At 70.8% G+C, this 20,816-nt stretch carries 19 protein-coding genes; 2 read left to right on the forward strand and 17 right to left on the reverse strand.

Going from position 1 to position 20,816, the window contains the following annotated elements; all coding sequences use genetic code 11:
* Positions 1-2: 2 nt before the first annotated feature.
* From QQM39_RS05340 to QQM39_RS05395, 12 genes are all read right to left on the reverse strand, one after another.
* Positions 3-1,019: a TatD family hydrolase gene (locus QQM39_RS05340; RefSeq protein WP_301995467.1), complete on the reverse strand. Its 1,017-nt coding sequence runs from the start codon at positions 1,017-1,019 to the stop codon at positions 3-5.
* Positions 1,019-1,990 (reverse strand): EboA domain-containing protein, encoded by a 972-nt coding sequence (locus QQM39_RS05345; RefSeq protein WP_301995468.1) that lies wholly within the window; start codon positions 1,988-1,990, stop codon positions 1,019-1,021. Before QQM39_RS05345 ends, QQM39_RS05340 begins: the two co-directional genes overlap by 1 nt.
* Entirely contained in the window at positions 1,987-2,910 is a 924-nt protein-coding gene (locus QQM39_RS05350) for a sugar phosphate isomerase/epimerase (protein ID WP_301995469.1), read from the reverse strand. Before QQM39_RS05350 ends, QQM39_RS05345 begins: the two co-directional genes overlap by 4 nt.
* A complete protein-coding gene (locus QQM39_RS05355) occupies positions 2,907-4,226 on the reverse strand; it encodes an inositol-3-phosphate synthase (RefSeq protein WP_301995470.1) in 1,320 nt (439 codons plus the stop codon). The genes QQM39_RS05350 and QQM39_RS05355 overlap by 4 nt, the downstream gene beginning before the upstream one ends.
* Positions 4,227-4,342: 116 nt before the next feature.
* Entirely contained in the window at positions 4,343-5,746 is a 1,404-nt protein-coding gene (locus tag QQM39_RS05360) for a ThuA domain-containing protein (RefSeq protein WP_301995471.1), read from the reverse strand.
* A 15-nt stretch (positions 5,747-5,761) separates the two neighbouring features.
* A complete protein-coding gene (locus QQM39_RS05365; RefSeq protein WP_301995472.1) occupies positions 5,762-8,281 on the reverse strand; it encodes a PQQ-dependent sugar dehydrogenase in 2,520 nt (839 codons plus the stop codon).
* Positions 8,282-8,414: 133 nt separating this feature from the next.
* A complete protein-coding gene (locus QQM39_RS05370; protein ID WP_301995473.1) occupies positions 8,415-9,413 on the reverse strand; it encodes a sugar phosphate isomerase/epimerase in 999 nt (332 codons plus the stop codon).
* A 14-nt stretch (positions 9,414-9,427) separates the two neighbouring features.
* Positions 9,428-10,642: a Gfo/Idh/MocA family protein gene (locus QQM39_RS05375; RefSeq protein ID WP_302003490.1), complete on the reverse strand. Its 1,215-nt coding sequence runs from the start codon at positions 10,640-10,642 to the stop codon at positions 9,428-9,430.
* Positions 10,643-10,701: 59 nt separating this feature from the next.
* Positions 10,702-11,751: a substrate-binding domain-containing protein gene (locus QQM39_RS05380; protein WP_301995474.1), complete on the reverse strand. Its 1,050-nt coding sequence runs from the start codon at positions 11,749-11,751 to the stop codon at positions 10,702-10,704.
* Positions 11,752-11,768: 17 nt separating this feature from the next.
* Positions 11,769-12,788 carry an ABC transporter permease gene (locus QQM39_RS05385; RefSeq protein ID WP_301995475.1) on the reverse strand — a complete coding sequence of 340 codons (1,020 nt, stop codon included), beginning with the start codon at positions 12,786-12,788 and terminating at the stop codon, positions 11,769-11,771.
* Positions 12,785-14,305 (reverse strand): sugar ABC transporter ATP-binding protein, encoded by a 1,521-nt coding sequence (locus QQM39_RS05390; RefSeq protein WP_301995476.1) that lies wholly within the window; start codon positions 14,303-14,305, stop codon positions 12,785-12,787. The genes QQM39_RS05385 and QQM39_RS05390 overlap by 4 nt, the downstream gene beginning before the upstream one ends.
* 102 nt (positions 14,306-14,407) lie before the next feature.
* Positions 14,408-15,589: an ROK family transcriptional regulator gene (locus QQM39_RS05395; RefSeq protein ID WP_302003491.1), complete on the reverse strand. Its 1,182-nt coding sequence runs from the start codon at positions 15,587-15,589 to the stop codon at positions 14,408-14,410.
* Between the two features lie 281 nt (positions 15,590-15,870).
* On the opposite strand from QQM39_RS05395, the gene QQM39_RS46070 reads away from it, so the two are divergent.
* Both QQM39_RS46070 and QQM39_RS46075 read left to right on the forward strand, forming a co-directional pair.
* Positions 15,871-16,155, forward strand: a complete 285-nt coding sequence (locus QQM39_RS46070; RefSeq protein WP_367668908.1) for a hypothetical protein — start codon at positions 15,871-15,873, stop codon at positions 16,153-16,155.
* Between the two features lie 34 nt (positions 16,156-16,189).
* Positions 16,190-16,426: a hypothetical protein gene (locus tag QQM39_RS46075; RefSeq protein ID WP_367668909.1), complete on the forward strand. Its 237-nt coding sequence runs from the start codon at positions 16,190-16,192 to the stop codon at positions 16,424-16,426.
* Between the two features lie 37 nt (positions 16,427-16,463).
* Here QQM39_RS46075 and QQM39_RS05405 read toward each other — a convergent pair whose 3' ends face one another.
* From QQM39_RS05405 to QQM39_RS05425, 5 genes are all read right to left on the reverse strand, one after another.
* Positions 16,464-17,141, reverse strand: a complete 678-nt coding sequence (locus tag QQM39_RS05405; RefSeq protein ID WP_301995477.1) for a GntR family transcriptional regulator — start codon at positions 17,139-17,141, stop codon at positions 16,464-16,466.
* Positions 17,142-17,305: 164 nt separating this feature from the next.
* Positions 17,306-18,244: a beta-ketoacyl-ACP synthase III gene (locus QQM39_RS05410; RefSeq protein ID WP_301995478.1), complete on the reverse strand. Its 939-nt coding sequence runs from the start codon at positions 18,242-18,244 to the stop codon at positions 17,306-17,308.
* Between the two features lie 242 nt (positions 18,245-18,486).
* Positions 18,487-18,813 carry a hypothetical protein gene (locus tag QQM39_RS05415; protein ID WP_301995479.1) on the reverse strand — a complete coding sequence of 109 codons (327 nt, stop codon included), beginning with the start codon at positions 18,811-18,813 and terminating at the stop codon, positions 18,487-18,489.
* A 424-nt stretch (positions 18,814-19,237) separates the two neighbouring features.
* Positions 19,238-19,366 (reverse strand): hypothetical protein, encoded by a 129-nt coding sequence (locus tag QQM39_RS05420; protein WP_301995480.1) that lies wholly within the window; start codon positions 19,364-19,366, stop codon positions 19,238-19,240.
* Positions 19,341-20,672, reverse strand: a complete 1,332-nt coding sequence (locus QQM39_RS05425; protein ID WP_301995481.1) for an OFA family MFS transporter — start codon at positions 20,670-20,672, stop codon at positions 19,341-19,343. Before QQM39_RS05425 ends, QQM39_RS05420 begins: the two co-directional genes overlap by 26 nt.
* Positions 20,673-20,816 lie beyond the last annotated feature (144 nt).

The raw sequence follows: 20,816 nt of genomic DNA on the forward strand, positions 1-20,816 counted from the left end.
CTTCACGCCTCCGGGGCCGGGGCGGCGGTCGGGTCGTCCCACCTTCTTGGTTCGCCGACCGGGTTGTCCGACGCCCTCGGGGCGCCCACCAGGTCGTCCGACACCCGCGGGGCGCCCACCAGGTCGTCCGACTGTCTCAGGGCGCCGGCCGGTCCTTCGGGGTCTTTCGGAGCGCCGCGGAGGATGGAGTTGCCCTCATGGGTCGCCTCCGGGGTCGCGGTCGCGATGTCGAGGGTGAGCCGACCGCTGAGCCCGTAGAAGGCGATGGGATTGCGCCACAGCACGAGATCGACGTCATCCTCCCCGAAGCCTTCGGCCAGCATCAGGTCGGCGACCTTGCGCGTCTTCAGGGGATCGCTCCTGCCCCAGTCGGCTGCGGAGTTCACCAGCACCTGCTCGGTCCCGTACGCGCGCAGGATCGCGACCATCCGCTCCTCGTCCATCTTGGTGTCGGGATAGACGGAGAAGCCGAGCCAGCAGCCGCTGTCCTTGGCCTCCTTGACCGTCGTCTCGTTGAGGTGGTCGACGAGGACGCGGTCCGGGGGCAGCGCGGACTCCCGGACGACGTCGAGGGTGCGGCGCAGGCCGGCCAGCTTGTCGCGGTGCGGGGTGTGGACGAGCGCGGGCAGTTCGTGTACGGCGGCGAGCTGCAGCTGAGCGGCAAGCGCGGTGTCCTCGGCGGGGGTCATCGAGTCGTAGCCGATCTCGCCGACGGCGACGACCTGGTCCTTCACGAGATACCGGGGCAGTTCGTCGAGGACGGGGACACAGCGCGGGTCGTTCGCCTCCTTGGGGTTGAGGGCGAGGGTGCAGTGGTGGGCGATGCCGTACTGGGCGGCACGGAAGGGCTCCCAGCCGAGAAGGGAGTCGAAGTAGTCGAGGAAGGAGGCGGGAGACGTGCGGGGCTGGCCGAGCCAGAAAGAGGGCTCGACGACGGCGCGGACACCGGCGGCGTGCATGGCCTCGTAGTCGTCGGTGGTGCGTGACGTCATGTGGATGTGGGGGTCGAAGAGGCGCATCAGGACTCCTTGCCGTCGGTGCCGTCGGTTCCGTGGCTGCCGTGGGTGCCGCACCCAGCGGTCGGCGCGGGTGAGGTGGCCGTGGGGTCGGTGAGGGTCAGGACGCGGTACAGGTCTTCGGGCACGGCCCGGCCCGCGGCGGTGCGTTCGGCGGCGTAGTCGCCGAGCATGCGGGCGAGTTCGGCGTCGGAGTGGGCGCGCCGGTTCAGGTCGGCCACCGCGACGACGGGCACACCGGTGAACAGGCACTTCAGGACGGCGTGGCGCCACTGATGGGGATCGAGGTGCCGGGCGGCGTAGGGGCCGACGGCGGCGGCCAGGAGGCGGGTGTCGTTGGTGCGCAGGGCGTCCTCGACGAGCGGGAGGGCCTGCGGACCGGGCACGAGGTGGGGTAGTGCGTGCAGGACGGCGCGGCGTTCGGCGGCGGTGCCCTGGAAGTAGACCCGGGTGACGGCGTCCACGTCGGCGCGGGCCGCGTGCAGGATGAGGACGCGGGCGGCGTCGGCGTACTCGGCGCCACAGCGGCGCCCGGCCTCGGCGATGCGCAACTCCCAGGCGGAGATGGGACCGTGAGTGCCGGGATGGGCGGCGGCCTCGCCGAGGGCCCGGTGGAGCCACGCGCGGGCGGCGGTACCGAGGCAGCCGGTGAGGTGGCCGCGCAGTTCGGCGGGCGGGGTGAGGGCGAGGGTGGTGCCCGGGGTGTCCGGCCGGCTCTCGGCACCTGCCCGGTCACCGGCGCTTGGCCGAGCCTCCGTGCCCGGTCGGCCCCCGGCACCGAGCCGAGCCTCCGTCCCTGCCCCGCTCCCGGCACCGGGCCGAGCCTCCGTTCTTCTCTCGGCACCCGCGGGGCTCTCGGCACCCGCGGGGCTGTGGGCGCCCGGGCGGGAGTCGGTGCCCGCATCGGGTTCGGGGAGTGGGCTGCCCTTGGTGTCCGCGTCCGGGGTTGCCGGGGTGCTGCGGGAGGGGGTCATGAGGTGCTCCCTTCTGGGGTGGCGGAGGGATCGCCAGGGCGTGGGGCGAATACGGGTGATCCGGTGGCGGTGGCTTCGGCGCGGCGGAGGAACGGGAGGGAGAGTTCGGCGAAGTGGGGGCCCGCGTGGGAGTGGCGGGGCAGTTCGACGACCGTCAGGCCCTGGTAGCCGCTGGCGGCGAGGGCGGCGAGCACGGGCGGGAAGTCGATCTCGCCGTCGCCGAAGGGGAGGTGTTCATGGATGCCGCGGCACATGTCCTCGATCTGGACGTGACGCAGCCAGGGGGCGGCGGCGCGTACGCAGTCGGCGGGAGAGAGGGGTTCGAGGCACTGGCAGTGGCCGATGTCGAGGGTCAGGCCGAGGTGTTCCGGGTCGCCGAGTGCGCGGCGGAGGCGGTGGAAGTCGGAGAGGGTGGCGAGGAGGTGGCCCGGTTCGGGCTCGACGGCGAGGGGGATGCCGGCGGTGGTGGCGGCGTCCAGGACGGGAGTGAGTGTGTCGGCCAGGCGGTGCCAGGCGGTCTCCGGGTCGGTTCCCGGCGGTGTGATGCCGCTGAAGCAGTGGACGGCGTGGGCGCCGAGGTCGGCCGCTACCCGGACGGCCCGGATCAGCAGGTCGACGCGGCGGGCACGGTCGTCCGGGTCGGCGTCCAGGAGGGAGGGACCGTGTTTGCGACGAGGATCAAGCACATAGCGGGCGCCTGTCTCCACGGTGACTTGCAGACCGAGTGCGTCCAGGCGGTGCGCGAGGCGGCGGGTGCGGGCGGTGAGGTCCGGGGCGAGTGGGTCCAGGTGCATGTGGTCGAGGGTCAGGCCGACGCCGTCGTAGCCGAGGTCGGCGAGCAGGACCAGGGCGTCGTCGAGGCGGAGGTCGGCGAGGCCATTGGTGCCGTAGCCGAGGCGGAGGGCCCCGCGCCCCTTCACCGTTGCTCCTCGGAGTGGCCGGCACCACCGCACGCGCCGAGACGGCCGGGACCGTCGCCACGCGGCTCAGCCCCGTTTCCCGGCACGCCCAGCGGCTCAGCGCCGGCTCCCGGCACATCCAAGGGCTCAGTACCGACTCCCCGCACACCCAACCGCTCACCCCCGGCCCCCCACTCACCCAACCGCTCACCTCCGGCCCCCCGTAGACGCTCCGCGAACCGCCCCAGTGCCGCGTACTGCTCGCCCAGTGCCCCCGGCCCCTCCCCCACCGGATCCTTGAAGTAGAAGCCCAGTTCGCCGAGCGGTCCGGACAGGCCCGCCTCGTGGGCGCGGGCGGTCAGGCGGGCGAGGTCGAGGATCAGGGGTGCCGCGAGGGCGGAGTCGCAGCCCTGCCAGATGGTTTGGAGGATCATGCGGGTGCCGAGGAAGCCGTCGAAGGCGATGTGGTCCCAGGCGGTCTTCCAGTCGCCGAGCGCGGGGACGTCGTCGATGTGGACCTCCCCTTCGGGCACCTCGTCCAGGACGTCCGCCAGCACCCTCTCCTTGCCGGCGTTCTTCGCCGCCGCGGCGGCCGGGTCGGCCAGGGAGGCGCCGTCACCGCCGCCGAGCAGGTTCGTGCCGGACCAGGCGCGGACCGCCAGTGCCCGTTGGGTGAACATCGGGCCCAGGACCGAGCGGAGCAGTGTCTGTCCCGTCTTGCCGTCGCGGCCCGCGTACGGCAGGCCGGTCGACGAGGCCAGGGAGGCCAGCGCCGGGTGGTTCAGGCCCGTCGACGGGGTGAAGTTCACGTACGGGCAGCCCGCGCGCAGGGCCGCCGCCGCGTACAGCGAACTCGGGGGCAGGGCGGTGCCGGTGGGGAGGGGTTCGGTGGAGGCCACGTTCACGACGACGGCGCGGGCGAGCTCGCATCGCCGTGTGAAGTCCCGTATGTCCGAGGCGAAGGCGGCGATGAGCTGCTCCTCGCCTCGGGTGTCTCCGGGGAGAGGGCCGCCGGGCCTGATCTCGCGGTCGGTGGCGGCGAGTTCGGCCCGTACGGCCGTGGGGAGGCCGGGAGGCAGGACGCCGCCTGCCGCCAGGGCCTCGGCGCGTTTGGGCAGGGGGCAGTCCACCGTGTCGTGGCCGCCGAAGACGAGGGACGACAGCGGAGGCAGGCCACTGTCCGCGAACATGGGCGTCTCGGTGACCAGGCCCGTCGGCGGGTGCAGGCCCGCGGTGACGGCGGCGCACCCGGCGACGACGCTCGTGGCGACGGAGCCGCGCGCCCCGATCAGCCAGACGCCGACGCGCGAGTCGGAGGGGGAAACGGACGCGGACATGGCGGCCTCCTTGTCGAACGCGTCGTATGTGGACCCGACCCCACCGGCCCTGGCGAGGTCCGGCGGGTGGGGAAAAGACGGCGGGCGGGAGTCCGGCGTCCCCCGCCCGCCGTCGCTCAGTCGCCCTGCGAAGCCAAGGCTCCGTGCGAAGCCGAGGATGCGGAGGACTTCGTGGGCAGTTCCTTGATCCGGACGTCACGGATGGACACCTCGTCGTCGGCTCCGTGGTTCTGGATGCCGATGTGTCCGTCGGTGAGGCTCCGGGCCGGGTCGGTGTTGGTGAAGTCGTTGATCTTCACGCCGTTGAGATGGACGCGGAGGCGCTCGCCCTCCACACGGATCTCGTACGTGTTCCACTCCCCCGGCGGGTTCAGCGCACGGTCGCGCTTGTCGAGGTCGGCGGACTGGAAGCCGTACACGGCCCCGGTGGTGCGGTCAGGGGCGTCGGTCGCGTCGATCTGGATCTCGTAGCCGTTGTTGACGGCCGACCACGGGTCGTCCGAGGGCGGGAAGCCCACGAACACACCGGAGTTGTCGTCGCCGGCCATCCTCCAGTCGAGCTTCAGGGAGTACGACCCGAAGCCCGAAGCGGCATACCAGAGCATGCCCATGCCGCCGGTCGACGTGAGCGTGCCGTCGTCGGACAGGGTGAAGGAGCCCGGGCCGGCCTGGCGCCAGCTGTCCAGCGAAGCCTGTGTGCCGTCGAAGAGCGGGCGGTAGCCGTTCTCCGGGCGGCAGTCGGCCTCGGCGTCGCCGACGGCCCAGCGGATTCCGCCGAGCAGGTGCTCGCGGAACTGAGGCTCGGCGTAGGACTCCTTCGTATGGCCGCCCCCGGTGTAGAAGGCGCGGCCGCCCTGGTAGTTCTGGCACCAGGCGATCGGATGGTCGCCGTTCATGGTGCCGCCGCTGTACGAGGACTCGTCGAGGGACGCGAGGACATGGGCCCTCTCCCGCGGATTCGAGCGGTAGTTGTACCACTCGTCCGTGCGGTTCCACGTCTGCGCCAGACCCGAGGTCGCCGGGTGGGCGTGGTCCTCGACGTCCACGGTCGCGGGCTGGATCGCCGGGTGCGACTGGAAGTAGGCGCCGGCGAGGCCGCCGTAGAACGCCCAGTCGTACTCGGTGTCGGCGGCCGCGTGGATACCGACGTAGCCGCCGCCGCGTCGGATGTAGCCCTCGAAGGCCGTCTGCTGGGCGGCGTTCAGGACGTCCCCGGTCGTCGACAGGAACACGACCGCGTCGTAGCGGCGCAGGTTGCCGGCGGTGAAGGCCGCGGCGTCCTCCGTCGCGTCGACCGTGAAGTCGCCCGTCTCGCCGAGCTGTTTCACCGCGGCGATGCCGTCGGGGATCGAGTCGTGGCGGAAGCCGGCTGTCTTGGAGAAGACCAGCACCCTCTTGGCCTCAGCTCCGGGCCGCGAGTCCCGCGAGGACTGTGATGCGGCCGGCCCCGAGACACAGCCGAGAAGTACGGCGGCTCCGACGACTGCCGTTGCCAGGCGCCCAGTTGGGTGTATGCGCATCCTCCGTACCTCCTCTCAACCCGTGGTGAAGGTGAAGTCGTCCACGTCGTACAGGGCGCCCGAGCCGCTCCCCTTGAAGACGAGGTAGAGCGTGGTCGTGCCCCTCGGTGCGCGGGACAGGTCGGCCGTGACGTCCTGGAAGGTCTCCCAGCCGCCGGTCACCGGCACGGTCGTCTTGCCGAGCAGGGTGCCCGTCGAGGACCCCGCACGGACCTCGAGCGTGCCGCCCGCGCCGCCGGAGGAGATCCGGGCGGAGATCTTCTTGGCGTTGCTCAGGGCGTACGGCGTGAAGGAGATCCAGTCGCCGTTGTTGATGTTGCCGACGGTCCGGCCGCCGTGCGCGGTGGCCTTGGTGATGACGGAGACGCCGGAGCCATTGCCGAAGTGCTCGGCCTGCCGGTGCCTCGGCTGGGTGACGTTCTGGTCGTGCGTGGTGAGCGGGGCCTGACCGCCGCCTCCGCCGTCGGTGTACTCGGCGTCCATGACGCCGAAGATGTTGGCGTCCTCGTCGTGCCCGCCGTCGGCGCTGGTCTGGATGGTGCCGGTGCAGCCGTTCGCCGAGGTCACCGGGTGGCCGTGGCTGTCGTGGCCGAGGATGAAGGTGACCTTGACCTTGGCGCAGTCGATCGTCCGGTCCTCGGGGTCACTGACCCGCACCTTGAACGGGATCGCGTCACCGAAGCTGAACAGCTGCCCGTCCTGCGGGAGTTCCAGTGTCACCTTGGGCGCGGTGTTGCCGACCACGATCTGCACGCTCGCGCTGCCGGTGCGGCCCGAGGGGTCCTTGGCGGTGAGGGTCGCGGTGTAGGTGCCGTTCTTCTTGTAGCGGTACGCCGGGTTGGCCGCCGTCGACTTGCCGCCGTCGCCGAAGTCCCAGCTGTAGGTCAGGGCGTCGCCGTCCTGGTCGCTCGTGCCCTCGGACGAGAACTGCACCCTCAGCGGCGCCTGCCCCGAGGTCCTGCTCGCCGCGGCCTGCGCCACGGGCGAGTGGCCGTCTGTGGCGTTCTCGATGCGGTACAGAGCGGAGTGCTCGTCGCCGCCGAACCACGAGACGCCGTAGTCGAGGACGTACAGCGCGCCGTCCGGACCGAAGGCCATGTCCATGATCTGGGTGCCGGTCCAGGGGACCTCGTTGATCGACTGCACGGTCCCGGCGTCGTCGCTCACGATCCGCTTGATCCAGCGGCGGCCGAACTCCCCGGCGAAGAAGTTCCCGTCGTAGGCCTCGGGGAACTTCACCGGCGAGTCGAGCGAGGCGTCGTAGTGGTAGACCGGGCCGCCCATCGGGGACTCGGAGCCGGTGCCGAACTCGGGCACCGATGCGCCGTCGTACGGGATCCAGGCGGCCTGGGCCGGGGGCAGGTCGGTCAGGCCGGTGTTGTGCGGCGAGGTGTTCTTCGGCGCGGCGCAGTCGAAGGACGCGCCGGACTGGCCGGTCGCGAAGTCGTAGTCGACATAGGCGTCGTTGTCGCCGGTGCAGTACGGCCACCCGTAGTTGCCGGGGCCGGTGACGCGGGCGAACTCGACCTGGCCGGCCGGGCCGCGGGCCGGGTCGGCGGCGCCGGCGTCGGGGCCGTAGTCGCCGACGTAGACGATCCCGGTCTCCTTGTCGACGCTGAAGCGGAACGGGTTGCGGAAGCCCATCGCGTAGATCTCGGGCCGCGTCTTGTCGGTGCCGGGCGCGAAGAGGTTGCCGTCGGGGATGGAGTACGAGCCGTCGGCGTTGACCTTGATGCGCAGGATCTTGCCGCGCAGGTCGTTGGTGTTGCCGGAGGAACGCTGGGCGTCGAAGGCCGGGTTGCGGTTGGCGCGCTCGTCGATCGGGGTGAAGCCGTCCGACTGGAACGGATTGGTGTCGTCGCCCGTTGAGAGATACAGATTGCCCGCCGCGTCGAAGTCGATGTCGCCGCCGACATGGCAGCACAGGCCGCGGGAGGCGGGAATGTCGAGGATCTTCGTCTCGCTGGCTGCATCCAGCGTGCCGTCGGTCTTCAGGACGAAGCGGGAGAGACGGTTGACGCCGTCGAAGGGAGCGAAGTCGGCCGCCGTTCCCGTCTCGGGGGCGTCACCGGCCGGGGTGTCGAGCGGGGGTGCGTAGTAGAGGTAGATGAAGCGGTTCTCGGCGAATGAGGGGTCGACGCCGATGCCTTGCAGGCCCTCCTCGTCGTGCGTGTACACATCGAGCTTGCCCGCGAGCTTGGTGTTGCCCGCCGCGTCGGTGAGGCGCAGTTCGCCGTCGCGGGAGGTGTGCAGGACCGAGCGGTCCGGCAGGACGGCGAGCGACATGGGCTCGCCGACCTCCGGCTCGCCCTTGGCGAGGGTGACCTGCTGGAAGTCCTCCGCCGCGGCGGCCTCGGCAGCAGCCGCGGCAGCCCCCTCGTCGGCGACGGCTGCGCCGGCCTGGGGTGCGGTGAAGGTGAGCGTGGCGCCCGCCAGCAGTGCGCCGCTGAGCAGCGCCACCGCCTTGCGCAAGGACGGGCGTCGTCTGTGGGTCTCGTTTCTGCCGGTGCTGGTGGTGCGGTCGTTCCCGTGCACGAGTGCCTCCAAAAAGGGGCCGGTTGTACCGGGCGGGTGCGTACGCCGGGATGCGCCGTCATCCCGGAGAGTCGAAGCAGGGCTCGACGAGCCCCTGAACAGGTCAGAAAAGCCAGAAGCAGGTGAGAAAAGGTCAGTTGCCGAACGCCGCGTCGAAGGAGGCCGACGGTGGCTCGAAGTCGTACGCCTTGAGACGGGTCAGCGCCTCGGGGGCGCCCTGGAGCCGGTCCATACCGGCGTCCTCCCACTCCACGGAGATGGGGCCCTGGTAGTCGATGGAGCGCAGCATGCGGAAGACGTCCTCCCACGGGACGTCGCCGTGTCCGGCCGACACGAAGTCCCAGCCACGGCGGGGATCGCCCCACGGAAGGTGCGAGCCGAGGCGGCCGTTGCGACCGTCGAGGCGTTTGCGGGCCTCCTTGCAGTCGACGTGGTAGATGCGGTCGCGGAAGTCCCAGAGGAAGCCGACCGGGTCGAGGTCCTGCCACACGAAGTGCGACGGGTCGAAGTTCAGGCCGAAGGCGGGGCGACCGCCGACGGCCTCCAGGGCCCGCCAGGTCGTCCAGTAGTCGTAGGCGATCTCGCTGGGGTGGACCTCGTGCGCGAACCGCACGCCCTCCTCGTCGAAGACGTCCAGGATGGGGTTCCAGCGGGTCGCGAAGTCCTCGTAGCCGCGCTCGATCATCGACTCGGGTGCGGGCGGGAACATGGCGACGAGATGCCAGATCGCGGAGCCGGTGAAGCCGACGACGGTGTTCACGCCGAAGGCAGCCGCGGCGCGCGCGGTGTCCTTCATGCGGTCGGCGGCCCGCCTGCGCACGCCCTCCGGATCTCCGTCGGCCCACACCTCGCCCGGCAGAATGGCCTGGTGGCGTTCGTCGATGATGGCGTCGCAGACGGCCTGGCCGACGAGATGGTTGGAGATGGCCCAGCACTTGAGGCCGTACTTGTCGAGCAGCGCCTTGCGGGAATCGATGTAGGACGGGTCCGCGAGGGCCTTGTCGACCTCGAAGTGGTCGCCCCAGCAGGCGAGTTCGAGTCCGTCGTAGCCGAAGTCGCGGGCGAGCCGGCAGACCTCCTCCAGCGGAAGGTCGGCCCACTGGCCGGTGAAGAGCGTGAAGGTGCGCGGCATTCTCGTCGGCCTCCTCAGACCGCTATGGGCGTGTAGACGGAGTTCTTCTCGGCGCTCTCCTCCACCGCCGCCAGTACGCGCTGCACCTGCAGCCCGTCGGCGAAGGAGGGTTCGGGTCGGCGGCCCTCCGCGATGGCGTGGACCAGGTCGCGGGCCTGGTGGACGAAGGTGTGCTCGTAGCCGAGGCCGTGGCCCGGGGGCCACCATGCGTCCAGGTAGGGGTGGTCGGGTTCGGTGACGAGGATGCGGCGGAAGCCGGCGTGGGCTCCCGGTTCCGTGCCGTCGTGGTAGGCGAGTTCGTTGAGGCGCTCCAGGTCGAAGGCCAACGAGCCGCGCTCACCGTTGAGTTCGATGCGCAGGGCGTTCTTGCGGCCGGTGGCGTAGCGGGTGGCCTCGAAGGAGGCGAGGGCGCCGGACGGGAAGCGGCCGGTGAACAGGGCGGCGTCGTCGACGGTGACCTGGCCGGTGGCACCCTCGGCCGAGACGGCGGAGAGCCCCTTCACGGCCCCGCCGGGCAGCGGGCGTTCCTTCACGAAGGTCTCCGTCAGGGCGGACACCCCGGTCAGCCGCTCCCCCGCCAGGTACTGAGCGAGGTCGATGATGTGCGCGCCGAGGTCGCCGAGCGCGCCCGAGCCGGCCAGCTCCTTGCGCAGCCGCCAGGTCAGCGGGAAGTCGGGGTCGACCAGCCAGTCCTGGAGGTACGTCACGCGCACGTGCCGCACCGCGCCGAGGCGGCCCTCGGCGACCATCCGGCGGGCCAGGGCGGTGGCCGGCACCCGGCGGTAGTTGAAACCGACCATCGCCACCTGGCCGCGCGCGTACGCCTCTTCGGCCGCCCGCGCCATCGACGTGGCCTCCTCGACGGTGTTGGCGAGGGGCTTCTCGCACAGGACGTGCTTGCCGGCGGCCAGCGCCGCGAGGGCGATCTCGGCGTGGCTGTCGCCGGGGGTGCAGATGTCGACGAGGTCGATGTCGTCCCGTTCGACGAGGGCACGCCAGTCGGTCTCGACGGACGCCCAGCCGTGCCGGTCGGCCGCCGCCCGCGCGGCAGCGGCGTCGCGGCCGCAGATGACGGCCTGCACCGGGTTCAGCGGCAGGTCGAAGACGCGGCCCGCGGTGCGCCAGCCCTGGGAGTGGGCGGCGCCCATGAAGGCGTAGCCGACCATCCCCACGCGCAGGGGTGGCTTGCCTGCCTCGGTCCCTTCTGACTGCTGCTGCGGCTGTCCCATGTGGGTGTCCTCCTCGTCCTGGTCGGGGTGGCGCACGTGGGGGGTGCGGGCGGAACGGATCACTTGAAGCCGGTGGACATGTACTGGTCGACGTTGGTCTTGTCGACGACCGCCGAGTAGAGGGTGATCGAGGCCGGGATCTCGAACTCGGCCATGCCGCCGACGCCCTTGCCCTGGCCCAGCGCGCGGGCCAGGTCGATGGCGGAGGCGGCCATGGTCGGCGGGTACAGGACGGTGGCCTTGAGGACGCCGTCGTCCTGCTTGATGGCCTGGAAGGCGGACAGCGCGCCCGCGCCGCCGACCATCAGGAAGTCGTCGCGCCCGGCCTGTTCGATGGCGCGCAGGGCGCCCACGCCCTGGTCGTCGTCGTGGTTCCACAGGGCGTCGAACTTCGACTGGGCCTGCAGGAGTTGGGCCATCTTGGCCTGTCCGGACTCGACGGTGAACTCGGCCGCCTGACGGGCCACCTTCTTGATGTTGGGGTAGTTCTTCAGTGCGTCGTCGAAGCCCTGGGTGCGCTGCTGGGTCAGCTCCAGGTTGTCCAGCCCGGCCAGCTCGATGACGCGGGCGTTCGACTTCCCCTTGAGCTTCTCGCCGATGTAGTGACCGGCGTTCAGGCCCATCCCGTAGTTGTCGCCGCCGATCCAGCAGCGGTACGCCTGGGGGGAGTTGAAGACCCGGTCGAGGTTGACGACCGGGATCTGGGCCCGCATCGCCTTCAGGCCGACCTGGGTGAGCGCCTTGCCGTCGGCGGGCAGCACCACCAGCACGTCGACCTTCTTGTTGATCAGCGTCTCTATCTGGCCGATCTGCGCGGCGGTGTCGTTCGACCCCTCGGTGATCTCCAACGTCACGTCGGAGTACTTCTTCGCGCGGCTCTTGGCATTGTCATTGATGGCGTTGAGCCAGCCGTGGTCGGCCTGCGGTCCGGCGAAGCCGATGGTGACCTGCTTGCCTGGCTTGTCGTCGGCGGCCGGCTGGTCGTTCGCGGCCGGCTCGTCGTCGGACTCGTTGCTCGTGCAACCTGCGAGGAGGGCACCGGCACCTACGGCGGCGGTCCCGAACAGCATCCCTCTGCGACTGGTGAAGCGGCTCATGGTCTCTGGCATGGCGGTGAACCCTTTCCTCAGGTCGTGCTCGCGGTACGGCGCTGGACCAGCACGGCGGCGACGATGATCGCGCCCTTGGCGATCTGCTGGACGTCGCTCTGCAGGTTGTTCAGGGCGAAGATGTTGGTGATCGTGGTGAAGATCAGGACGCCGAGCATCGAGCCGGTGATGGTGCCGCGGCCCCCGCTGAGCAGCGTGCCGCCGATGATCGCGGCCGCGATGGCGTCGAGTTCGTAGAGGTTGCCGTTGGTGTTCTGGCCGGAGCCGGACAGGATGATCAGCAGGAACGCGGCGATGCCGCAGCACAGCCCGGACAGCAGGTAGAGGTAGAGCCGCTGGCGGCGCACGTCGATGCCGGCGAGCCGGGCCGCCTCCGCGTTGCCGCCGACGGCGACCGTGCGGCGTCCGAAGGTCGTGCGGTTCAGGATCAGCCAGCCGATGATCGTCACGACCGCGAACACCATGACCAGCGGCGGAATGCCGAGCACATACGCGTCGCGCTCGCCCAGGTCGAGCACGGAGGGCACGGTCACGATCTGCGTCTTGCCGTCCGTGATCTGCAGCGCCAGTCCGCGCGCGGAGGCCAGCATGGCGAGCGTGGCGATGAACGGGACCATCGCGCCGTACGCGATGAGCAGCCCGTTGACCAGGCCGCACCCCACACCGACGATCACCGCCGTGAAGAGGATGCCGCCGAAGCCGTACTCCTGGGTCGCGACCGTCGTCGCCCACACGGAGGCGAGCGCGACGATCGCACCGACGGACAGGTCGATGCCGCCGGAAGTGATGACGAAGGTCATGCCGACGGTGACGACACCGATCACGGACGCCTGGGTGAGAACGAGTTGGAGGTTGCGGGTGTCCAGGAACTCGTCCGGCTTGGTGATGCCGCCGATGACGATCAGCGCGGCGAGGACGCCGAGCAGGGAGAGAGTGCGCACGTCGGCGCGGGCCATCAGGCCACGCCAGGCGGGCGGTGCACTGGCCGACGGCACCTTGCCGGTGCTGTCCCGGGGCGGGGAGGCGTGCTGCGTCATGACGCCGGGCTTCCTTCCATGACGAGGTCGAGTACGCGGTGTTCGTCGAGTTCGCGGGCCGGTGCGGTGTGGACGACGCGGCCTTCGCGGAGCACCAGGACGCGGTCGGCGAGGCCCAGCACCTCGGGCACTTCGCTGGATACGAGCAGCACGGCGAGGCCTTCGTCGGCCAGTCGGCGGACGACCGCGTACAGTTCGGCGCGGGCGCCCACGTCGACGCCGCGGGTGGGTTCGTCGAGCAGCAGGACGCGGCAGCCGCGCAGCAGCCAGCGGGCCAGGACGGCCTTTTGCTGGTTTCCGCCGGACAGGGTGCGGACCGGCACGTTCGGGTTGTCGGGCCGTAGCGAGAGCTCGCGGGTCGCGGCCCGGGCGGCTCCCAGTTCGGCGGTCCGGTCGATCCAGCCGCCGCGGGAGAAGCGGGACATGGAGGAGACCGAGACGTTGCGGGTGACGGACTCCAGCATCAGCAAGCCCTGCGCCTTGCGCTCCTCGGGGGCGAGCCCGAGGCCGGCGCGGACGGCGGCGCGTACGCTGCCGGGCTTCAACGGTCGCCCGTCGACCCGCACCTGACCGGCTGTCGGCTTTCGCGCACCGTATACAGTCTCCAGTATTTCGGATCGTCCCGAGCCCACCAGTCCGGCGAGTCCGACGATCTCGCCGGGCCGCACGGTCAGGTCGAAGGGCTCGAACTCGCCGTCCCGGGCAAGACCTCGGACTTCCAGCAGCGGCTTCCCGGCCGTCACATCCCTGGTCGGCCGCTCGGGGAAGACGTACTCCACATTGCGTCCCGTCATCAGCGCCACGACCTCGCGCGTCGGCGTCGACTTCGCGGGAAGCCCGCCCGCCACGGCCCGCCCGTCCTTCAGCACGGTCACCCGGTCGCCGATGCGGCGGATCTCCTCCAGCCGGTGCGAGATGTAGACGACGGCGACGCCGTCGGCGGTCAGGTCGCCGACGATGCGGAAGAGGTTGTCGACCTCGTCCGGGTCGAGGGCGGCGGACGGCTCGTCCATCACGATCAGCCGTACGTCGTGGGAGAGCGCCCGCGCCATGGAGACGATCTGCTGCTGCGCCGCCGACAACTCGCCGACCAGGCGGGCCGGGTCGATCTCCGGATGCCCAAGTCGCTTCAGGCGAGAGGCAGTTGATGAACGCGCCACCTTGCCCCGTACGACGAAACCGGCGGCCGTGGGTTCATGGCCGAGGTGGACGTTCTCGGCCACCGACAGGTGCTCCACCAGGTCGAGTTCCTGGTAGATGGTGGCGATGCCCAGGCGCATGGCGGCGATGGGCGAACGGAGCGTGACCGGCTCGCCGCGCCAGTGGATCGTGCCGGTGTCGGGCTGGTGGGCGCCGGCCAGGACCTTGATGAGGGTGGACTTGCCGGCGCCGTTCTGGCCGAGCAGGCAGTGCACTTCACCGGCCTGGACGTCGAGGTCGACGCCGTCGAGGGCGCGGACTCCGGGGAACGACTTGGTGATGCCGGACATGCTGAGCAGCGGTGGTTCTGATGCCATGAGGTCCCCTTGGCGGGCGTGCGGGCCGCATCAGGGCAGCCGCAGAGCAGGGCAGGGCAGAGCAGGGAGCCGTACTGGTGTGATCCGTGCTGAAGTCGGTGCTTACGCGGGTGAGAACAGGTGGTCGCTGATGAGCCGGGCCGCGCCGATGACTCCGGCGGTGGGGCCCAACTCCCCCAGAACGATGGGCAGGTTGCCGGTCGCCAGGGGCAGCGACTGGCGGTAGACCTGGGTGCGGATCGCGGCGAGCAGGGTGTGGCCGAGGCCGGTCACCCCGCCGCCGATCACCACCAGGCCGGGGTTGAAGAAGCTGACGAGTCCGGCGATGACCTGGCCGACGCGGTTGCCGCCCTCGCGGATCAGGTCCAGGGCGGTGGCGTCGCCCGCGGCGGCCGCGGCGGCGACGTCCACGGCGGTCAGGGTGCCGTTCGCCGCCAGCCGGGAGGCGAGTTCCTCCGACCGCCCCTGCTGGGCCGCCTCCACGGCGTCCCGGGCGAGGGCCGCCCCGCTGAAGTGGGCCTCCAGGCAACCCCGGTTGCCGCAGGCGCAGGGGCGGCCGTCGGGCACGGCCTGGATGTGCCCGATGTCGCCCGCGCTGCCCGTGACACCGCGGTGGACGTCACCGCCGGCGACGATGCCGCAGCCGATGCCGGTGCCGATCTTGACGCAGAGGAAGTCGCCCACGGAGCGTGCGACGCCCGCGTGCTGCTCCCCCATCGCCATGAGGTTCACGTCGTTGTCGACCATGACCGGGCAGCCGAGTTCCTGACTGAGCGCCTCCCGCACGGGGAAGCCGTCCCAGCCCGGCATGATCGGCGGAGCCACGGGGACGCCCTCGGGGAAGCGGACCGGTCCGGGGACGCCGATGCCGGCGCCGTCGTACCCCTCCGCGAGCCCGGAGGCCCTCAACTTCGCTGCCATGGACAGGACTTGCTCGAAGACCGCGACCGGGCCCTCGCGGACGTCCATGGGCTGGTTGAGGTGTCCCAGGATCTCCAGTTCGGCGTTGGTGACGGCGACGTCGACCGAGGTCGCGCCGATGTCGACGCCGAAGAAGCGCAGCCCGGGGTTGAGCCGGACGTTGTGGGAGCGGCGGCCGCCGCGCGAGGCGGCGAGTCCGTCGGCCACCACCAGGCCCGTCTCCAGCAGGCGGTCCACCTCCACGGCCAGCTTGGACCGCGAGAGGTCGACCTGGTCGCCCAGCTGGGCCCGGGAATTGGGCCCTCCGTCGCGCAACAGCTTGAGCAGCCGGGCCTGATGAGCGTTCGCGGGTCGCGCCGTCATGCGTCTCACGAGCCCCTCCCCGCCTCAATCGGCCTGCGCGCGCCGGGTTTCGGCCACTCGCGTGGCCTGCTTTCGAGGGGAACGTAGCAGCGGCTGCCGGGAGTGGGAAGAAGTTGCGCAGAGATTGCCCTCAACTTTCTCCACTCACAGGACAAAGCTGCGGGGTGCCCTCTGGTGCCATCCGCCCCGGCCCCGCAGGATGAGCCCGACGCCGGGCCTGCCGGGGCCCGGGGCAGGGAGAGGGGGGCCGGGTGTTTCTGGTGACGGGTGCCACGGGGAACGTGGGTGCCGAAGTCGTCCGGGCGTTGGCGGAGGCCGGGGAGCCGGTGCGCGCCTTGAGCCGCTCCGGGCGGGCCGAGGGATTGTCGCCGGGAGTGGAGGCCGTCGCGGGCGACCTGGCTTCATGTCCAACGCGCTGGCGCCGGCGGACCAGATCCGCAAGGGCGACGAGGTGCGCGTACCTTTCCCCGGCGTACGCACGGCGGACATCTCCCCGTACGACATCGCCCAGGTGGCCGCCCGCGCCCTCCGCTCGGCCGGGCACGAGGGCCGCGTCCACACGGTGACCGGACACCCGAATCCCTGCCGCCCTCGGACCGCGTGCGGATCCTCGGCGAGGTGCTCGGCCGTGAACTGCGCACCGTCGGCCTCACGGACAACGAGGCACGCGCGGCGATGGGCGCTCATTTCCCGGCCCCGTACGTCGACGCGTTCTTCCGCTTCTTCGTCGACGGGATCCTGGACGAATCCCAGGTGCTGCCGACGGTCCAGGAGGTCACCGGACAGACACCGCGCACCTTCGAGCAGGGGGCACGGGCGCACACGGACGCGTTCTGAAAGAACCTCTCACGCGTTCCGAAAGGACCTCTCGGGACTACGACCGCTGCCGTGCGTGATACGACCGCCGCGTGTGCTCCGTGTGCTCGCGCATCAGTTCCGTGGCCCGCTGCTCGTCCCGCTCGGTGATCGCGGCGATCATGCCGCGATGCTCGGTCCAGGACTGCTGCCCGCGCTGGCGGGCGACGGGGGTGTAGTACCAGCGGACGCGGCGGTCGACCTGTGCGGCGAGCTCGGCGAGGACCGCGTTGCCCGCGAGTTCCATGATCTTCGCGTGGAAGCGGGCGTTGAGGGCGACGGCCGCGTCCACGTCGTCGGCGGCGACGGCCTTCTCGCCCTCCGCGCACAGCGACTCCAGGACCGCGATGCCGGCGCTGTCGGCGTGGGCGGCGGCGAGCCGGGCGGCCTCGGCCTCCAGGAGCGTGCGGACGGTGAGCAGCTGGTCGGCCTCCTCCTCCGTCGGCTCGTGCACGAACGCGCCCTGCGCGGGCCGCAGATCGACCCAGCCCTCGGTGTTCAGCCGCTGCAGCGCCTCGCGCACCGGCTGCCGGGACACACCGAGGTGGCCTGCCAGTTCGCTCTCGACCAGGTGCTGGCCGGGCTGGAGGGCGCGGGTGGTGATGAGTTCGAGCAGCGCCTCGCAGACGCGGTCGCGCAGCGGACCGGGCCGTTCGAGCTTGGGCACCGCACCCTGCGGCAGTCCTGTCGACAACATCGGTCCCCCTCCTGGGCGAACACCGGGCGGCGACTGCATCCGGTAGCCGGCCGTCCTGGAAAGCCAGTATCGATTGTCTTTCGTCTACAGTCTACGGCGCACAAAGACCAGGAGACCAGGGAGTTGGCCTCGTCACACGAAGGGGTGACACGGGGCAACAAGGGTCAGGGACAGCGGACGACCTGACCCGCGTACGACAGGTTCCCCCCGAACCCGAAGAGCAGTACCGGATCCCCGGACGAGATCCGCCCCTGCTCCACGAGCTTGGAGAGCGCCAGCGGAATGCTCGCCGCCGAGGTGTTCCCGGACTCCGAGACATCGCGCGCGACCACGGCGTTGACGGCGCCGAGCTTGACGGCGAGGGGCTCGATGATGCGCAGGTTGGCCTGGTGCAGGACGACTCCGGCGAGGTCCTCCGGCCCGAGGCCCGCCCGCTCGCAGGCCCGGCGGGCGATGGCCGGCAACTGCGTCGTCGCCCAGCGGTAGACGCTCTGCCCCTCCTGCGCGAACCTCGCGGGCTGTCCTTCGATACGCACCGCGTGCCCCATCTCGGGCACCGAACCCCACAACACGGGCCCGATGGCGGCCTCCTGGGACGCCTCCACGACGGCCGCGCCGGCCCCGTCCCCGACCAGCACACAGGTCGTACGGTCACTCCAGTCGGTCACGTCGGACATCTTGTCGGCGCCGATCACCAGGGCCCGGGCCGCCGCGCCCGCGCGGACCGCGTGGTCGGCGGTGGCCAGGGCGTGGGTGAAGCCCGCGCAGACGACGTTGATGTCCATCGCGGCGGGCGACGGGATGCCGAGCCGGGCCGCGACCCGGGCGGCCATGTTCGGGGAGCGGTCGATGGCGGTGGAGGTGGCGACCAGGACCAGGTCGATGTCGCCGGGCGCGAGGCCCGCCGCCGCGAGCGCCTTGGCGGCGGCGTGCGAGGCCAGTTCGTCGACCGGCTCGTCGGGCCCGGCGATGTGGCGCGTACGGATGCCCACCCGGCTCGTGATCCACTCGTCACTGGTGGCCACCATGCCGGCCAGGTCCTCGTTGGTGAGTACCTTGGCGGGCTGGTAGTGGCCGACAGCGGCGATGCGCGAGCCGTTCATGAGTGGATCCCCCTCGTTGCCTTGGGTAGCGGGATTCACCAGTCTGATCAGTGACTCACGAGTAGCGGTGCAGGTGATGGCACAGGATTGGGACCCCGGGGTTGTTGATTTCCCTCAGGCCGTCGCACGTCATAGCAGTCGGACCATCCGTGCCGGCAGTCGGGGCATCCGTCCTGGCAGTCAGCCCCTCCCCGTACGGGAAGCCGCCTCACCGCGTGCGGCACCACCTGGGACGCACGCTGTCACATGCCGAGGGCCGCCGTCGCCCGGCGCACCGCATCGAGCACGGGAAACCCGACCTGATCGACCATGGCGGCGACTCCCGCGATGGCGCCGAGCGCACGGCGCAGTGTCCCGCGGTCGACGTTCTCGCCGTCTCCGACGGCGCCCAGCGACTCGTCGACGACCTGCAGATCGGCGGGCGACAGCTCACCCCTGAGAACCCGCACGGCCGCGACCGTCTCCCGCAGTGCGGTGCGGGGGTCCACCGGAGCCTGGTTCTTGATCATGCCGACATTGTGGTCACCGAACTGGGTGACGTCGTCACCGAAGTGAATGCCGCCACTCATCGCGCCGCCTTCCCCATTCACATTCAGGCCACCTTGCCCACGTCCCGGTCGCCGAATTGCTGAATCCTGTCGCCGAGATGGAAGTTCTCGACCTGCGTACTGAAAGCGGCCTGCGGATTGTCGATCGCGTCAGCAGAACACTGAGAAGTTTCGCGGTGGCGACGACGAGCGTGCCGAGGACGACAACGGTCGCGATGGTCAGAAAGCCCGGGCCGACATCCGAAAGGACCTGCTCCTCCCCCGACAGGATCCTGACCGCCACCCAGATCACCACGCAGAGCAGAACCTGCGAAAGGAAACACCCCAGGGCGGCGGCCCGCGCGGGCACCGCGGCAGCCCGCCCCGACAACAGGATTCACGTTTTCGGGAACGACGACTGCCGCACCGCGCGGCCCACCGTCCTCATGTGTCCGACATCAGTTCCTCATCCGGTGAACAACTGCGTCGCCTTCTGTACGAGTTCGTACAGCCCGTAGACGAGCGGCACTCCCACCCACACCCAGGCGAAGGCGATGAGCCCCCGTCGGCTAGGCGGGCTGCTGTCGCTGGACATCTGGGGCCTCCTTCGACTCGGGGGTGGGGATGTGGTGGCGGGGGTGGACGGGCCGGACGAGTTCGTTGGCGACGAAGCCGACGGCGAGCAGCCCGATCATGATGAACAGGGACATCGTGTACAGGGACGAGCCGTCCTTGCCGGCCTCCTCCTGCCGGTCGGCGATCCAGTTGACGATCAGCGGGCCAAGGACGCCGGCCGTGGACCAGGCGGTGAGCAGCCGTCCGTGGATGGCGCCGACCTGGTAGGTCCCGAAGAGGTCCTTCAGGTAGGCGGGGATCGTGGCGAAGCCGCCGCCGTAGAAGGACAGGATCACCAGCGCGCACAGGATGAACAGCGGCTTCGACGAGTCGCCGGCCAGCGCGATCAGCCCGTACATGAGGGCGCCGACGCCCAGGTACAGACGGTAGATGTTCTTGCGTCCGATCAGGTCGGAGGTCGACGACCAGCCGATCCGGCCCGCCATGTTGGCGGCGGACAGCAGGGCGACGAAGCCGGCGGCGGCCGACGTCGACACCGTTGTCGAGGTGTTCGCGAAGAAGTCCGTGATCATCGGCGCGGCCTTCTCCAGGATGCCGATGCCCGCGGTCACGTTCATGCAGAGCACGATCCACAGGCACCAGAACTGCGGCGTGCGCACGGCGTTGCGGGCGGACACCTGCGGTCCGTCGAAGACGCTGGGCCCGTCACCGACCGGCTTCTCGGTGCGCGGCACCCGGACCAGCAGCACGCCGAGCAGCATGAAGACGGCGTACGACAGCCCGTGCACCAGGAACGCCAGCGCGATCCCGGAGCTGTCGGCGCCGAACGACTCCAGCATCTGTGCCGACCAGGGCGAGGCGATGAGCGCGCCGCCGCCGAAGCCCATGATGGCGATGCCGGTGGCCATGCCGGGCCGGTCCGGGAACCACTTGATCAGCGTCGAGACCGGCGAGATGTAGCCGATGCCGAGGCCGATCCCGCCGACGAAGCCGTAGCCGAGGACGATCAGCCAGTACTGCTCGGTGGCCGCGCCCAGCGCGGAGAGCAGGAAGCCGGACGAGAAGCAGATGAGGGCGACGGTCATCGCCCAGCGCGGCCCGTTGCGCTCCACCAGCGTGCCACCGAACGCGGCCGACAGGCCGAGCATGACGATGCCGAGCTGGAACGGCAGCGCGCTCTGGGTGCCGCTGAGGCCGAGCGCGGACTCGAGCGGGGGCTTGAACACGCTCCAGGCGTAGGCCTGGCCGATGGACAGATGGACCGACAGAGCGGCGGGCGGAACCAGCCAGCGGCTCCATCCCGGGGGAGCGACAGGGGGACTCATGATCCCGAACGGTAGGGAGCAGCGGGAGAGTTGAGAAGGCGGCGCGTCGACGGTATGCGATGAACGGTATGCCGGGCGCGACGAACGGTCGAACGTCGTGCGCGAACCCTTGCTGACCCCGCATCCATACTGTAGACAATATTT

Origin of the sequence: Streptomyces sp. DT2A-34, assembly GCF_030499515.1 — a bacterium.
Classification (GTDB): Bacteria; Actinomycetota; Actinomycetes; order Streptomycetales; family Streptomycetaceae; genus Streptomyces.

Coding starts and splice junctions, on each gene's coding strand:
- QQM39_RS05360 (WP_301995471.1), bottom strand. CDS start 5,746: ATGCGCATACACCCAACTGGGCGCCTGGCAACGGCAGTCGTCGGAGCC.
- QQM39_RS05345 (WP_301995468.1), bottom strand. CDS start 1,990: ATGACCCCCTCCCGCAGCACCCCGGCAACCCCGGACGCGGACACCAAG.
- QQM39_RS05355 (WP_301995470.1), bottom strand. CDS start 4,226: ATGTCCGCGTCCGTTTCCCCCTCCGACTCGCGCGTCGGCGTCTGGCTG.
- QQM39_RS05395 (WP_302003491.1), bottom strand. CDS start 15,589: ATGACGGCGCGACCCGCGAACGCTCATCAGGCCCGGCTGCTCAAGCTG.
- QQM39_RS05405 (WP_301995477.1), bottom strand. CDS start 17,141: ATGTTGTCGACAGGACTGCCGCAGGGTGCGGTGCCCAAGCTCGAACGG.
- QQM39_RS05380 (WP_301995474.1), bottom strand. CDS start 11,751: ATGCCAGAGACCATGAGCCGCTTCACCAGTCGCAGAGGGATGCTGTTC.
- QQM39_RS05420 (WP_301995480.1), bottom strand. CDS start 19,366: ATGTCCAGCGACAGCAGCCCGCCTAGCCGACGGGGGCTCATCGCCTTC.
- QQM39_RS05390 (WP_301995476.1), bottom strand. CDS start 14,305: ATGGCATCAGAACCACCGCTGCTCAGCATGTCCGGCATCACCAAGTCG.
- QQM39_RS05410 (WP_301995478.1), bottom strand. CDS start 18,244: ATGAACGGCTCGCGCATCGCCGCTGTCGGCCACTACCAGCCCGCCAAG.
- QQM39_RS05385 (WP_301995475.1), bottom strand. CDS start 12,788: ATGACGCAGCACGCCTCCCCGCCCCGGGACAGCACCGGCAAGGTGCCG.
- QQM39_RS05370 (WP_301995473.1), bottom strand. CDS start 9,413: ATGCCGCGCACCTTCACGCTCTTCACCGGCCAGTGGGCCGACCTTCCG.
- QQM39_RS05375 (WP_302003490.1), bottom strand. CDS start 10,642: ATGGGACAGCCGCAGCAGCAGTCAGAAGGGACCGAGGCAGGCAAGCCA.
- QQM39_RS05340 (WP_301995467.1), bottom strand. CDS start 1,019: ATGCGCCTCTTCGACCCCCACATCCACATGACGTCACGCACCACCGAC.
- QQM39_RS05425 (WP_301995481.1), bottom strand. CDS start 20,672: ATGAGTCCCCCTGTCGCTCCCCCGGGATGGAGCCGCTGGCTGGTTCCG.
- QQM39_RS05415 (WP_301995479.1), bottom strand. CDS start 18,813: ATGAGTGGCGGCATTCACTTCGGTGACGACGTCACCCAGTTCGGTGAC.